Genomic DNA, 15,107 nt, shown 5'->3' with positions numbered 1-15,107 from the left:
TAAACGAATTTAAAATGAAAACGATCATAAAATTATACGTACCACTTTTATTATCTGGATTAGCCCTGATAGCTGGTTGTACCAAAGACTTTGAAAAAATTAATACAGATCCAACATCAGTTGGACAAGAGCAATACAATCCAAACTTTCTTTTATCTACAGCTCAGTTAAATTATACCGGAAGCATCGATTTTGCTTACGAAACCTGGCGGGGGAATTTAATCTATGCATCTACCATGATGCAAGGCATGTCGTCGGTAATTGGTTATTGGGCAGGTGATAAATATATGCTTAATGAAGGTTATACGGCCGCATATTGGGAAAAAGCTTATCCCGATCAGGTTAAATATGCTGCAGATTTAGTTGAGTTTACCAAAGGAAAAACCCAGTATAATAACGTTTACCAGATGGGTAGGATCTGGAAAGCCCTTATTTTTGAGCGATTAACGGACTTATATGGCGATATACCCTATTTTGATGCAGGAAGAGGATACTATACTGCAAATTTATATCCTAAATACGATGCACAACAAGCTATTTATACCGATTTGTTAAAAGAGGTTGATGAGGCTAGTACTGCCTTAAATGCCAGTGGTGATAACGTAACAGGCGATCTTGTTTTTGCTGGCGACATTGCAAAATGGAAACGTTTTGGAAATAGTTTAATGTTACGCATGGCAATGAGGTTAACCAAGGCCGACGCCACTTTAGCGCAAACTTATATCAACAAAGCAGTTGGTAAAACCATGACTGGTGATGCGGATAACGCTTTGTTTAAACATGATAGCAATGGTGCCCGTGTAACACAGAACAGAAACGCACAGGTTTTATTGGGCGATGGTGGTCAGGAGAACTATTACACCAGGTGGAGCAGTACCTTCATCAATTATTTAAAAACGAATAACGACCCTCGTTTGGGCAAGGTAGCGGTAACCAAATTATATTTAACCGATGGAACCAAGGTTCAGAACCCTGCTTTCGTTACAAACCCTGCGGTACAAAAAGGGATGCCAAATGGTAAAGATTTAAGTGGTATTGCAGGCAGAGATGTTCGTCAGGATGCTTCTTACACTGATTTTACCGATTATTCTTCTCCAAACCCAGGTATGTTAAAAAGAGATGGCAATACTTTTATCCTTACCTATGCAGAAACCGAATTGCTTTGGGCAGAAGCGGCACAACGTTATGGTATTGGAGGTTCGGCAGCTACGCATTATAATGCTGGGGTGACGTCTGCAATGACCTATCTTTCTCAATACGATGCATCAATGGCTGTAAGTGGAACAGATGCTGCGGCTTATTTAACGGCCCATCCATATGTAGCGGCCAATGGTTTAGAAATGATCGGTACTCAATATTGGGCGCACACCATTACCATGCTCGATTTTTATGAAGCCTGGTCGAACTGGAGAAGAACAGGTATTCCGGCACTAGTACCTATTGTATATCCAAATACCAATACTGGCGGTTCAATTCCACGTCGGTTTCCTTATCCGCTTTTCGAAGGCGTTACTAATGCAGTAAACTATAAAGCTGCATCGGCCGCTGTTCCCGGAGGCGATAAGCTAGTGGGAAAAGTTTGGTGGGATAAATAATTTTTATCATCCCGGTTTTTTACCAGCCGACATTGCTTATGCAGTGTCGGCTTTTTTGTTCTATTGTTTTCTACTGCATTTTCATCAAACGTTTGCGCAAAGCTTACTTGAGCGTATAAAGAAGTTTAGTTTATCTTTAGCTCATAAGCGCATCATCTTCAGTATTAAAACTGTAATGTGCTTAACGGAATACGCTAAACGCTAATTATAATAATTCATTATTTACACATGAAAAGCATTCTATTTACTATTGGTTTCATTATCACTGCTCAAAGTCTTTTATTCGGTCAAACCGACAGCACAGTTATTCAATCGGTGCCTAATGTTAAAGAGATAAAAGCTGGCGATAAGAAAGTTGTTTTCCCCGAAAGTCCGAAAGGTTATTCGCTGGTATTCAAAGGAAGTAATCGCACACCAATTATTGATGAATCTGGAAGCATAACTACTCCATTGGTTGCAACAAATGTGAACTTGTACTTCGAGCTGATTAGTCAGGTAAGTGATACGATAAAGTATGATGTAGCTAAACAGATCGTTGTTCCAGGCAAATTTCCTGATGGAGGTATTAACCCACAACCTTTTGTAATTCCTGCTTTACGCGAATGGCACGGTGCCAAAGGCGAATTCTTTTTAGCAGCCTCTAGCAGAATCGTTTTAAACGCCGAGAATGAAAAACAGTTGCAGAGCGCTGCAAATATTTTAAAACAAGAGCTGAAAGATCTGTTAGGTTTTAACCTGTTGATTGTGAAAGGTAAGCCTAAGAAAGGGGATGTTTTTTTAACCTTAAACGCAAAAGATAAAAGCATTGGCGAAGAAGGTTATTACTTTAATACGGATGAATATGTTACCATTAGTGCGGTAAAATATCAGGGATTGTTCTGGGGAACGAGAACGCTATTGCAACTACTGGAACAGAAAAATGCCATTCCAAAAGGATTAGCAAGAGATTATCCAGAGTTTAAGGTGCGCGGATTTGTGCTCGATGTAGGCCGTAAGTTCTTTAGCCTGCAGTTTTTAAGAGATTATGTGAAATTCATGTCTTATTACAAAATGAACGATTTTCAGATTCACCTAAATGATAATGGCTTTAAAAAATACTTCAACGATAATTGGGCCGATACCTATTCGGCTTTCCGTTTAGAAAATACAACCTATCCAGGATTAACAGCAAAAGATGGTTCCTATACCAAAAAGGAATTTATAGGTTTACAAGAGTTAGCCAATGACTATGCAGTTCGAATTATTCCAGAAATTGATGCACCCGCACATGCGCTGGCCTTTACCAAAGTAGTTCCCGAAATTGGCAGTAAAGCATATGGTATGGACCATCTTGATCTCCATAACCCACTTAGTTATACGGTTATGGAAAATGTATTTAAAGAATATATTTCTGGTAGCACGCCAGTGTTTACAGGTAAAGCGGTTCACATTGGTACAGATGAATATGCTAAAAAAGATGCAGAAGTTTTTAGGGCTTTTACCGATCGCATGATTAAATATGTAGAAGGTTTTGGGAAAGATGTTAGGCTTTGGGGAGCGTTAACACATGCAAAGGGCACTACTCCTGTAAAAGTAGAAAACGTGGTGATGAATACCTGGTATAACGGTTATGCCAATCCTATTGAAATGAAGAAATTGGGGTATAAGCAAATTAGTACGCCTGATGGATGGTTGTATATTGTACCAGCAGCGGGCTATTATTACGATTACCTCAATACTAAAAATCTTTATAATAAATGGACACCTTCGATGATTGGAAACGTTCAGTTTCAACCTGGCGATCCTACTATATTAGGTGGTTCTTTTGCCGTGTGGAATGATATTGTGGGCAATGGGATTACGGAAAAGGATGTACACGACAGGGTATTCCCAGCAATGCAGGTATTAGCACAAAAGATGTGGGGAGGAAGTAATCCAACTTTAAAGTTCGATGATTTTAATGTTTTAAGCAAAAAGATAGGAGAGGGACCATCGCTAAACATCAGTGGAAAACTTTCTAAAAACGATGCGCCATTTATAGCCCAATTTAATTTTGATAAAAAGGACAATCAAATCAAAACTACTGGCGCTGTTTACGCAAAAGGATATTCAAACAATGCTTTATCATTTTCAGGAAAAGATAGTTATGCCAGGTTACCTTACACAGAAATAGGATATAATTATACGGTTTCTTTTTGGGTAAATCCTGCCAATAACAATTCGGATGGTGCGGTGCTATTCAAATCGCCTAACGCAACTGTAAAATTAAAACAAACAGGTACAGGCAAACTTGGATTTTCGAGAGAAGGTTATGATATCGATTTTGGATATGCTTTGCCTGATAACAGTTGGACACATATAGTTATAACCGGAACCAATAAAGGCACTAGTCTTTACGTAAATGGCAAACTAGAAAAACGATTGTATGATAACTGGATCGTGTTTACAGATAAAGACAAAACGAAAGTACGCAAATCGGAAACTTTGTTTTTTCCACTTCAAATAATCGGTGGATTTAAAGGAAAGTTAGATGAATTACAAGTTTGGAACAAGGTGTTATCAGATAAAGAGATTTTGGCCTTAAAATGATAAAAAAAAATTAAACTATAACCCGTCTCGATTAAATCAGTTTTTACCAGCCGACATTGTTATATGCAGTGTCGGCTTTTTTGTTCTCCGCATTTTTAATTAATGTTTTAAGCAAACGTTTGTGCTGCATTTTGCGTCAATTTAAAACTCACCAGAAATTCTGTTTCGAATCTTGTAGTAATTCCTCAAAATATACCTTAAATAGCTTTCTACTATGTTTTTAGGTGGTATTTTAGGCTGTTTTTATTCAATAGAAATCAAACGTTTGCGCATTCTTTTGGTGGAAAATGTTATTTTTTTGACCTTATCTTTAGGTAACTAACAAACAAACGTCCTCAAATAATCACTTGTTACACTTGTTGTAACAATTACTATAAAGCAACTAATCTCAACAAAATAAATTTCTATGACCAAATTTTACATCCGAAAAATCGGCTTTTTTGTCGTTTTTCTACTGGCCGCTACATCCGTAGCTGCTCAGTTAAAAATAACCGGAATTGTCAAGGGGGCCGATGATGGCCAATCATTACCTGGCGTATCAGTAAGAGTAAAAAACGCAACAACAACTGTGAGTACCGACGGTAACGGGCGTTACAACCTTACTGCGGGGAATGATGCTGTACTGATTTTTAGCTACGTAGGCTATAAGCTAAAAGAAGTTCAGGTAAACGGGCGCAGCGAAATTAACGTCAGCCTTAATCCCGATCAACAATCACTAACTGATGTTCTTGTGGTGGGATACCAACAGATAAAACGGAAAAACTCTACCGCTGCGCTCTCAACAGTAACCAGTAAGGATATTGAAAATCTACCAGCAGCAAGTGTTGATGTACTTTTGCAAGGTAAATTACCGGGTGTAAACGTTCAGAATTTTACTGGACAGCCAGGTGTGAGTACCTCTTTAATGGTGCGCGGAAATACAAGGATTATGTCTGCAGGAGAATTTGATGGCGACCGGGCTTTTAGTAATCCACTTTATGTGATAGATGGCTTACCAATATCTGAAGATGAAGTTGAAGCCTTTACGCAAACCGGAACCAACTTTCTAACCTCTCTAAATCCAAACGACGTAGAATCTATAGATGTGTTAAAAGACGCATCGGCGGCAGCTATCTATGGCTCGAGGGGTGCAAATGGAGTTATCCTGATCAAAACCAAAAGAGGTATTGCAGGGGTTCCAAAAGTAAGCTTTAATACCTATTATGGAATAGTTAAAAAGCCAGATTTTTTGGAAACGGTTATCGGGGCTGAAGAGAGAAGGAGGAAGCTGGACCTGATCTACAATTATGGAAATCCAACGCAGATCAGAAACCAGGTTCCGATTATGTTGACAGACAGTTTAAATCCATCATTTAACAACAATAACAATTGGCAGGATTTATTTTATCAAAATGGAACAGTATCTAATCAGGATTTAGCCGTTTCAGGAGGGAGTGAAAAATTCAATTACCGCGTTGGTGTTGGCCATTACAATGAAAAGGGAATTATTAAAGCCACCGGTTATGAACGTTATTCAATAAACGCCAATTTAGGCGCAAACTTTAGCGAGAAATTCCAGATGCAAACCTCGTTAAGGTTAAGTAGAGGATTAAGAATGGTTGGCAGAGTCCGTCCAGAAGAACAAGGCTACCGCAATGCTTTCAAGATTAATCCTGTTGGTATGCCTTCTTCTTTATTTTACTTGTCCGATCAGGATAGGGCCGATATAGAGGCACCCTACGAAACGGTACGGAACAGCAATGCCGATAATAATGTGAGTATTGTAACCAAACTCACTTACAATATTGTTAAAAATCTCTCTTTTAATACTGAAGGTGCAATTAACTATAGTTCATCCAAACGCGATTTTTTTAGTCCGGCCAGAAGCGAATACAACGGCAGAGCCTATGCGTATTCTGGTTTTAGTGAAGGGTTAAAATATTTGATCACCAATACCCTGTTATATAATTTTAGCATCAACGAAACCCACAATATCAATTTTCTTGCTGGTCAGGCTTTCGAGAGCCGTGATAACCAATCGTTATCTGTTGCTGGTGAGGGCATCCCGAATGATAATATAAAAGTTGTATCGGGTGTGGCCCAAGGTGATCTGAGTGGAGGATCCGATCATTCTACATATGCAAAACTATCTTTCTTTGGTAGTGCGCATTACGATTATAAAGAAAAATATCTTTTCGATTCGTATCTCAGGGCTGATGCTTCATCAAGATTTGGGCGCGATAATAGATGGGCAGTTTTTCCATCTTTTTCTGCAGCTTGGGTAGCAACAGAAGAAAATTTCATGAAAAATATTTCGTGGATCGATTTGGCAAAAGTTAGGTTTAGCTGGGGTTTGAGTGGTGATGAAGCCAGTATTGGCGATAACGACCGTTATAACAGCTTTTCGCTGGGTGGGGCAGGTTACAACGGTAGTAGCGCCGGAACATACGATGGCGTTCCTGTAATTTATCCAAACTTTAATAAGTTAACCAATAATAACTTAACATGGGAAGAATCTTCACAAACCAACATCGGCCTTGATGTAGATCTCTTCAAACACCGCCTAAGTATAACCGCTGATGCTTATATCAGAAACACAACAGGGCAAATGTTAAAAGTATTGGTTCCTGAAACGTCGGGCTTTAGTACATCATTGAGTAATGCTGCTGGTGTTCGAAACTCAGGACTTGAATTTCAAATTTCTGGTAGGGTTTTTAAACCTGAATCTGCTTTTCAATGGAGCCCTTCTATTAACATCTCATTCAATAGAAACATTGTTACCGCACTTCCAAACGGAAACCGCGATTTGTACAGCAACGGTACTATCTATGTTGTGGGTAAGCCGTTAAATATGTATCAAATGTATATTACCGATGGGGTAATTAATTCCATAAACGACCTGTTGGTAAATCCGTATACCGGGCAGGTAGGAAGTACCAAATGGGGAACATTGATTTTAGGGATGCCAAAATGGAGAGACATTAGCGGAGATTACAAAATATCTGATAATAATGGTGAAAACGATATTACCTTTTATGGCGATCCAAATCCGAAAGCCACAGGGGGTATTAACAATGCTTTCAGGTATAAAAACTTCTCTTTGTCGATCTTCACCACTTTTACTTTGGGCAGAACTATTGTGAACAATACCCTGGCACAAAGATTATCGAACGGATTGTTTTATGGTAATCCAGAAGACCTGGCAAGAGCATCTATTGGCGATTATGAACAATATAATTACTGGAGAGCGGCAGGTGATAATGCAACTTTTCCTGCCTTAAATCCTTTTGCAGGCTTATATGTATTCAGAAGTAATCAAACTTTTTATGTAGAACCAGGCTGGTATGTAAGGATAAAGAACGTAAACCTGGGTTATGATTTTGTACCAAAAAGTAATCCGTGGATGAAAAAACTTAGCATTAACCGCCTAAAACTTTACGCCATGGCAGATAATCTGGTGATGTTCCAGAAATTCTCTGGAATTGATGCCGAAGCTGTAAATGCCCAGGGCTACGATTTTGGTGATGGATATCCCATCCCGAAAAAATACACACTAGGTATCCAGGTAGAATTTTAAAAATTAAGCAGATGAAAACGAAATATAAAAAAACAAGAAGTAGTTTGCTGGTAATGGCCACACTACTGATCATACTCATAGCCCCATCCTGTAAAAAGGCTTTAGATAATGAATTGGATAATGCAACTTATGATGATAAATTCTGGAAAACTGAAGCAGATGCTCAGGGTGCCATAAGCGGCGCATATGGACTTTTAAGAACAAGTTTGTATACCGATAATGCCTTCTTTATTTGGGGCGACTTACCGTATGGCGAGTTTAAAACAGATGATACCAACATGCAGGGCCCTTATGTAAATGGTGGTTTAAACGCGGTTTACTATCGCGAAGGTGGTGCACACACCTGGACCAACTGGTATAAGGTAATAAACGTTTGTAATTTGGTGATCGATAAAACACCATCAATACCAGATGCATCATTTGCAGGAGGTGCCAAAGCCAAAAATTATATAGTTGGCGAAGCCTATTTCTTACGTGGTTTATGCTATTTCTATATGGCAAGGGTTTGGGGAGAAGTACCCCTGCAAAACGAACCTATTTATACTGCCGAACAGATTAAGCTTCTGGCGCAATCGCCCGAAGAAAAAATTACCGATCAGGTCATTAGCGATGCGGGTAAAGCTTCGGCATTGATGACTTTTGAAGGTACAGCTCAATACCAAAGGGTAAGGGCAAATAAGGGAGCTGCTTTAGGCTTATTGGCCCACGTAACTGCCTGGCGTCATGAATATGCCAAAACACTAGCCTATACCGATTCGATTATCAACAGGGTTGATGCCTATGGACTGGAAACAGCAGATAATATCAGAATGCCGTTTAAAAATGCAAATTCGAAAGAGAATATTTTTGTAATTCCTTCTTCTAATGCAAAAAAGGAAGCGTACTTCTATGGTGGTATCGGTTTTCAGACTTTAATGGAACCTTATACAAATAGTTTCAGCAAGCCATTATACTACATCAATTCGGATTTCCTGTTTAATATATACCCTAATACAGCAGATGTAAGGTTAGAGAAATTTTATGGTTATAGCAGCAGTGCCGATATCGATCTTTTAATAAAATACAGCGATGTTGGATACAAAACCCCTACAGAACCTTATATCGAAAGTAACCTGATCATTTACCGCCTGGCAGATATGTATCTGTTAAAAGCAGAAGCATTAAATGCATTAACAAGAGATACTGAGGCAAAAACAGCTCTAAATGTTGTTCGGGTGAGAGCCAATACAGGTGGAAGCAGTGCTGTGGGCAACCTTTTAAAAATCGATATTATGAACGAACGCGTTCGTGAACTTGCCGGCGAAGGTCAGAATTTCTTTGATGGTGTAAGGATGAATCGTAGTCCGATTTGGCTTACTGATGCCCGAAAAGCACTTAAAGGCTGGAGATGGCCGATTGCTAACAGCATTCTTCAGAACAATAACCTCATTAACCAAACCGAATTCTGGAAAGGTAAATACTAATAAGATACAACATGAAAAAATACATATTTATAATTTTTGCAGCTATGGCCGTATTCATTAGTTGTAAAAAAGGAAACGGCATTATTGATGGCGGACTAAGTAACCCAAAGGTGAATTTTAATACCTACGATTTCCTGAAATCACATCCTAAAAAAGTTTTCGATACCACCCTGATGGTAATTGATAAGGCTGGTTTAAAAGACGTAATAAATGGAAATGTTACTTTCTTTGTTCCAAACAATTATTCAATTAATAATTTTCTGAACATTAAACGCGACGAAGCCCGTCAGATTGATGAGAACAAAAAATATACATTGGATTCTCTATTTAAATATTTTACACCTGCAATGCTCCGCGATTCGTTGGGTATCTACGTTTTTAAAGGTAAAATTTCGTACGCACAGCTTACCGAAGAAGGTAAGATCCATCATTCTGTTGTTGCTCCTGCCGAAAGTTTCATTATATCCTATACCAAAACAACTGGCTACCTGGTAGATGGGATTATAACCAACGATGCCAAACTGGTTTATTTTATAAAAGTTTTAGGCGACAGAGATGTTATGGTTAATGGTAAAATGGAAGATCCAAGCGGTGATGAAAGCTTATTGGATAGAAGTACTGTTTGCCAAACATCAGGTATCGAAACCACAAACGGTATTGTTCATGTACTGAGCAACTCACATCCATGGACATTTAAAGTAAAAGATTTTTAAAGCAATTTTTATGAAAAAGATATATTTATTCGGAGGCATATTGTGCCTTATCATTGCTGGGATAGGCTTTAATGCCTGTAAAAAAGTAAAAGAAGGTTTTTTAAGCGATTACCTGCGTTATTCTTCAAATCCTTTAAGGGTAAATGCAGGCTCATTTTACCTTTCGCAAGGTTTAATTCCTGATGCATCTACACCGCCATTTAAAGTAACCTTGCTAAATGTTCGTAACAAAGCAACAGGTAAGCGTGCAGAAGAATTTTTCAAGGAATACGAAATAGACATATGGAAACTACCCTATGATCCTAGAACCGATACTACACTTGCTTTAATCAATGCAAAAAGATCGAGGGTTAAAAAAACACCTTTTGAAGTTGCGCCAGTGAGTGGTCAGATGGTTTTTAACGAGGGGAGTAACAATATCCCTCCGGGAGAATATCTATTAGATATTCAGGTTGAAAACCCAAATGGTACCAAAGTTTACAATAATATCTGTACAATAATTCTTGCTCCGCAAGTTGAGTATGAATACATTAATGCACCATATGCATTAGCCGTTGAAGCAAATAGCGAGACGGCAGTAAGATTTGCCTATGACGCTGATTGGATTGATGCTACAATCGGCCGTTCAACCACCGCTTGGTTAAAAATTAAACGGATTGCCGATTTTCCAAATCAGGTGGTACTTAAGTTTAAAGATAAAAATGGCGCCTTATTTACACCTTCCGAATATAAGCTAAGGCCAAGTGGAAATAGTTATCTTAAATCGTTGGCTACTTTTGCCTATAAAACTACAGTTACCGATACTGCAGTATTGTACGATTATGCAACAAGCCCTTTCCCAGCACTTTACTGGGATACGCAAAGCAATGGTATAAATTGTTACTATAGGCTTAATGCCAACAATATTGCTTCAATAGATACAGCGAGTGCTGCAACTTGGGGCCCACCTTCGCAATTGCCTTATGGTACTTGGAGCAAAAGACCGGTTAAGTTAAACGTTAGGTTTAATACTAGGATAAACAGACCAGGTAAATATCTATACGAGATTATTTTAGCAGCAACCAAAAAATAAATCCTAAAACCATAAATCTTAAAAACATGAAAACAACAACGCGTTATTTTGTATTTTTAATGGCAACCGCCATTTGTTTATTTAGCAGTTTTAAATCGGATGCAGCGAAAAGCACAAAAAAGCATCTTCCACCAATAGTTGTTACAAAAGATTTTACTGCAGATAATAGTGTGCCAGGAGTTGCCAGTATCCAGTATAATACAGGCCAGCTGTATACCAATATTGTGGCTACCATACAAGGTGTTGGCACGGTTAACTTAACAAGTGTTTCTCATTCCGGAGGCACTATTAACGTTGATAAATTTGAAGGGTACATTTCTGATGGTACATACGAATACTATATATACGTTACCGTTACCGGGAACACTTCTATAGGTTGGCAAATATATAGTGCCTCGGCAGAAACGCTAATTGGTTAATCCTGAACGTCGATATAAATTGAATAAAAAAGTCTTGGCAAACGCCAAGACTTTTTCTTTTATAGTAACATTTCTAATGCGCTTTTTGATAAACGGCACAATAGTTTGATATTTAGAAACCAAACCAAAACAATGAAATTCAGATTTATACTTGCTACATTTTTAAGCATAAGCGTTTTTGCATATGCACAACAGGGACCAAGAAAAAGCCAATCTAAAGAAACCGTAACCACTACCCAGGTTACCGTTAAAGACGAACCTAAATCTTCGGCAAACGAAAGAACCATTAAAGTGGAGAGTTCGGTAGTGACCAATCATGCTGTAAATATCGATGGCAAGGCAGTTCCATACAAGGCCACTACAGGTACATTACCGGTTTGGGATGAAGATGGAAAACCAATTGCAGGCTTATTTTATACTTATTACGAACGCAGCGATGTGCAAAATCGTGATAAGCGACCTTTAGTAATCTCTTTTAACGGCGGCCCAGGTTCAGCTTCAGTTTGGATGCACATCGCCTATACCGGTCCTGTGGTTTTGAATATTGATGACGAAGGTTATCCCGTGCAGCCTTATGGTTATAAAGAAAATCCATATTCTATTTTAGATGTTGCCGATATTATCTACATCGATCCGGTTAATACAGGTTATTCGAGGGCGGTGAGTAAAGATATTCCTACAAATAAGTTTTTTGGTGTACGTGCCGATATTAAATACCTGGCCGAGTGGATTAATACTTTTGTAACCCGCAATAACCGATGGGCCTCTCCAAAATTTTTAATTGGCGAAAGTTATGGTACCACACGCGTTTCGGGCTTGGCTTTAGAGCTGCAGAACAGCCAGTGGATGTATTTAAACGGTGTGGTATTGGTTTCACCAACAGAGCTCGGCATTGAACGTAGCGGTCCTGTTGATGCAGCTTTGCGTTTGCCGTATTTTGCAGCTACAGCCTGGTACCATAAAGCCCTGGCGGCCGATTTACAAGGCAAAGATTTAACGGCGATGCTTCCAGAAGTTGAAAGTTTTACTATTAATGAGCTAATCCCTGCTATTTCGCAGGGTGGGATGTTAACTGCTGACAAAAAGAAAGCCATTGCCGTAAAAATGGCCCGTTACTCTGGTCTTTCAGAAAAAGTAATTTTAGATTATAACCTCAACGTACCAACCGATTTCTTTTGGAAAGAATTATTGAGAGATAAAGGCTTTACTGTTGGCAGGTTAGATTCGCGTTATCGTGGCATCGATAAAATGAGTGCTGGCGAAGGACCAGATTACAATGCAGAATTAACTTCCTGGTTGCATTCCTTTACGCCAGCCATCAATATGTACATCCGTAATGAGCTGAATTATAAAACCGATTTAAAATACAATATGTTCGGTTCCGTTTACCCATGGGACAAAACCGGCGACCAGACCGGCGATAACTTGCGTCAGGCCATGGCTCAAAATCCGTATCTGCATTTATTGGTGCAATCGGGTTATTACGATGGTGCCTGCGATTATTTCAACGCGAAATACAGCATGTGGCAGTTAGATGCTGCAGGCAAACTGCAAGACCGTATGAGTTGGGAAGGTTACCGGAGTGGGCACATGATGTATTTACGTAAAGATGATCTTAAAACGGCGAATAACCATATTCGTGAGTTTATCAAAAAAGCCTTACCAAAAGCAGGCGAGGCTGCGAAATTTTAATTTATTCATACGTCATTTCGACTGAAGCGTAGCGACATGGAGAAATCTTTGAATCGAATCCAAATAAATCGCTCAAAGATTTCTTCGCACCGCGCTAGTTAGTTGCGAACTCTTAAAAGTAATTTTCGATTTGTTTGGAGCGCTTTGCAGTGTATTGATTATCGTTAGTCCTGCTTTGCAGCTATATCTTTTTTATTGTTGGTGTCATGCTGAGGCACGAAGCATCTTTTTCATAGGAGAGAGATGCTTCGTGCCTCAGCATGACAGGATATTTGAAGTTAGTGCTATAAAAAAGTATGCCGCTTCAATCAGGGCTAGATAGGTTAGGACGGTGGCACGGAAACCCCTCATAGTTGCAAGAACAGACGTAATCTAAACCCGACCGGAGTGAGATGCCGATTTTTCTATCGGCAGAAACGGGGGCGGGGGTGCCGTAACCGAAAAACTACTGTAATTGCTTTCCAAATCAAAAAAGGGAAAGAATAAATGGTTTATTTGCAATGCTGATTTGCCTATACGCTAAAGAGATTTATTCCCTTCAAAATTGCAAACAAAAAACTGTTCACTACAAACTAAAAATAATTACTTATTTTTGTGGTTCAATTATGCAGCAAATAAAAACATCATTCGATTTTGAAAAACCTATTGCCGATTTAGTTCAGCAGATAGAAAAGGTTAAGCAAGTTGCCGAAAAAACTAAGGTAGATATGTCTGCCACTTTAGACGAGCTTGATGGTAAATTAGATGAAACTACCAATAACTTATATAAAAATTTAACCGGTTGGAATAAGGTTCAGATGAGCCGTCATGCCGATCGCCCGCAAACCCTCGATTACATCAATATGATCTGTGATGATTTTATTGAAATGCATGGCGATAGAACGGTTAAAGACGATAAAGCAATTATTGGCGGTTTTGCTTCTATAAATGGTCAAACGGTAATGGTTATTGGTCACCAAAAAGGTAAAAATACTAAAGAGCGTCAGTTCCGCAATTTCGGTATGGCCAACCCAGAAGGTTACCGCAAAGCATTACGTTTAATGCGTTTGGCTGAAAAATTTAATAAACCGGTTGTTTCTTTTATCGATACTATGGGTGCTTACCCTGGTTTAGAGGCAGAAGAACGTGGACAAGGTGAAGCTATTGCCAGAAACTTATTGGAAATGTCTATTCTACGCGTACCTATTATCTGCATTGTAATAGGTGAAGGTGCTTCCGGAGGAGCTTTGGGTATTGGTATCGGCGATAAAGTTTATATGTTAGAGCACACCTGGTACTCGGTAATCTCTCCTGAATCTTGTTCATCTATTTTATGGAGAAGCTGGGATTTTAAAGAGAAAGCTGCTGAGTGCCTAAAATTAACTTCTGATGATATGTTTGGCAACAAACTAATCGATGGCATTATTCCAGAGCCACTTGGAGGTGCGCATCAAGATCCAGAGTTAATGGGCAGAACTTTAAAAGACTACCTTATTAAAGATTTAGCTGCTTTAGGCAAACTAAAAACGGATAAACTGATCGAACAAAGAATTGATAAATTCTGTGCGATGGGTGTTGTAAACGAATAATCATTAACTAAAATAAATTTGAATCCTGTTTGGCAATGCTGAACGGGATTTTTTTGTGAATAAACCCACAGCTTTTAAGGATACTACCAGATTCGTCACCCTGACCTGTAGCGAAGCGGAAAGCTACGGAGTAAATTTATTTCAGGGTCTTTGTAGCATGATAGATGCTGAAATAAATCCGATAGCTATCGGATCAGCATGATTGTTATGATAAAAACAAATTTTAAGCAGCCATATTATAGTTATTTTTATAGCTGGCTTGATTTTTTATAACTGCAGCAACTCTTAGTGCTATCTTGTTTCTAACAGCATTAATTATGCTCATGCTATGCTTCCCTTCATCCTTTTTTCTATTATAATATGTTTTGAATTCCGCATTATGTTGAATTAGAGATAATGCACACATATGCAGCAATCTTTTAAGCTCTTTATTAGCCATCCGGTGTACCCTGGTTTTACCT

10 protein-coding genes are annotated in these 15,107 nt (G+C 38.8%); 9 read left to right on the top strand and 1 reads right to left on the bottom strand.

The window, feature by feature from the left end:
* Positions 1 to 14: 14 nt before the first annotated feature.
* From EZ456_RS21205 to EZ456_RS21165, 9 genes are all read left to right on the top strand, one after another.
* Entirely contained in the window at positions 15 to 1,595 is a 1,581-nt protein-coding gene (locus EZ456_RS21205; RefSeq protein WP_131533629.1) for a SusD/RagB family nutrient-binding outer membrane lipoprotein, read from the top strand.
* A 228-nt stretch (positions 1,596 to 1,823) separates the two neighbouring features.
* Entirely contained in the window at positions 1,824 to 4,163 is a 2,340-nt protein-coding gene (locus tag EZ456_RS21200; RefSeq protein WP_131533626.1) for a family 20 glycosylhydrolase, read from the top strand.
* Between the two features lie 406 nt (positions 4,164 to 4,569).
* Complete coding sequence (locus EZ456_RS21195) at positions 4,570 to 7,719, top strand: SusC/RagA family TonB-linked outer membrane protein (RefSeq protein ID WP_131533624.1); 3,150 nt, start codon at positions 4,570 to 4,572, stop codon at positions 7,717 to 7,719.
* 11 nt (positions 7,720 to 7,730) lie between these two features.
* Positions 7,731 to 9,182 carry a RagB/SusD family nutrient uptake outer membrane protein gene (locus EZ456_RS21190; RefSeq protein ID WP_131533622.1) on the top strand — a complete coding sequence of 484 codons (1,452 nt, stop codon included), beginning with the start codon at positions 7,731 to 7,733 and terminating at the stop codon, positions 9,180 to 9,182.
* Between the two features lie 11 nt (positions 9,183 to 9,193).
* Positions 9,194 to 9,895 (top strand): fasciclin domain-containing protein, encoded by a 702-nt coding sequence (locus tag EZ456_RS21185; RefSeq protein ID WP_131533620.1) that lies wholly within the window; start codon positions 9,194 to 9,196, stop codon positions 9,893 to 9,895.
* 10 nt (positions 9,896 to 9,905) lie between these two features.
* Complete coding sequence (locus EZ456_RS21180; protein WP_131533618.1) at positions 9,906 to 10,967, top strand: DUF5007 domain-containing protein; 1,062 nt, start codon at positions 9,906 to 9,908, stop codon at positions 10,965 to 10,967.
* A gap of 26 nt (positions 10,968 to 10,993) precedes the next feature.
* On the top strand, positions 10,994 to 11,386 hold the full coding sequence (locus EZ456_RS21175) for a hypothetical protein (RefSeq protein ID WP_131533616.1): 393 nt from the start codon (positions 10,994 to 10,996) through the stop codon (positions 11,384 to 11,386).
* Positions 11,387 to 11,518: 132 nt separating this feature from the next.
* Positions 11,519 to 13,078 (top strand): S10 family peptidase, encoded by a 1,560-nt coding sequence (locus tag EZ456_RS21170; RefSeq protein ID WP_131533614.1) that lies wholly within the window; start codon positions 11,519 to 11,521, stop codon positions 13,076 to 13,078.
* A 605-nt stretch (positions 13,079 to 13,683) separates the two neighbouring features.
* Positions 13,684 to 14,646, top strand: coding sequence for an acetyl-CoA carboxylase carboxyltransferase subunit alpha (locus EZ456_RS21165; protein ID WP_131533612.1), 963 nt, complete (start codon positions 13,684 to 13,686; stop codon positions 14,644 to 14,646).
* Positions 14,647 to 14,869: 223 nt separating this feature from the next.
* On the opposite strand, the gene EZ456_RS21160 is transcribed toward EZ456_RS21165, so the two are convergent.
* The coding region (locus EZ456_RS21160; protein ID WP_165501332.1) for a transposase at positions 14,870 to 15,107 on the bottom strand (238 nt) is incomplete at its 5' end.

The sequence above is a fragment of the Pedobacter psychrodurus genome, from assembly GCF_004331735.1.
GTDB classification, from domain to species: domain Bacteria; phylum Bacteroidota; class Bacteroidia; order Sphingobacteriales; family Sphingobacteriaceae; genus Pedobacter; species Pedobacter psychrodurus.
Note: the sequence above shows the minus strand (reverse complement) of the source record. Positions and strands in the feature narration are given on the sequence as shown.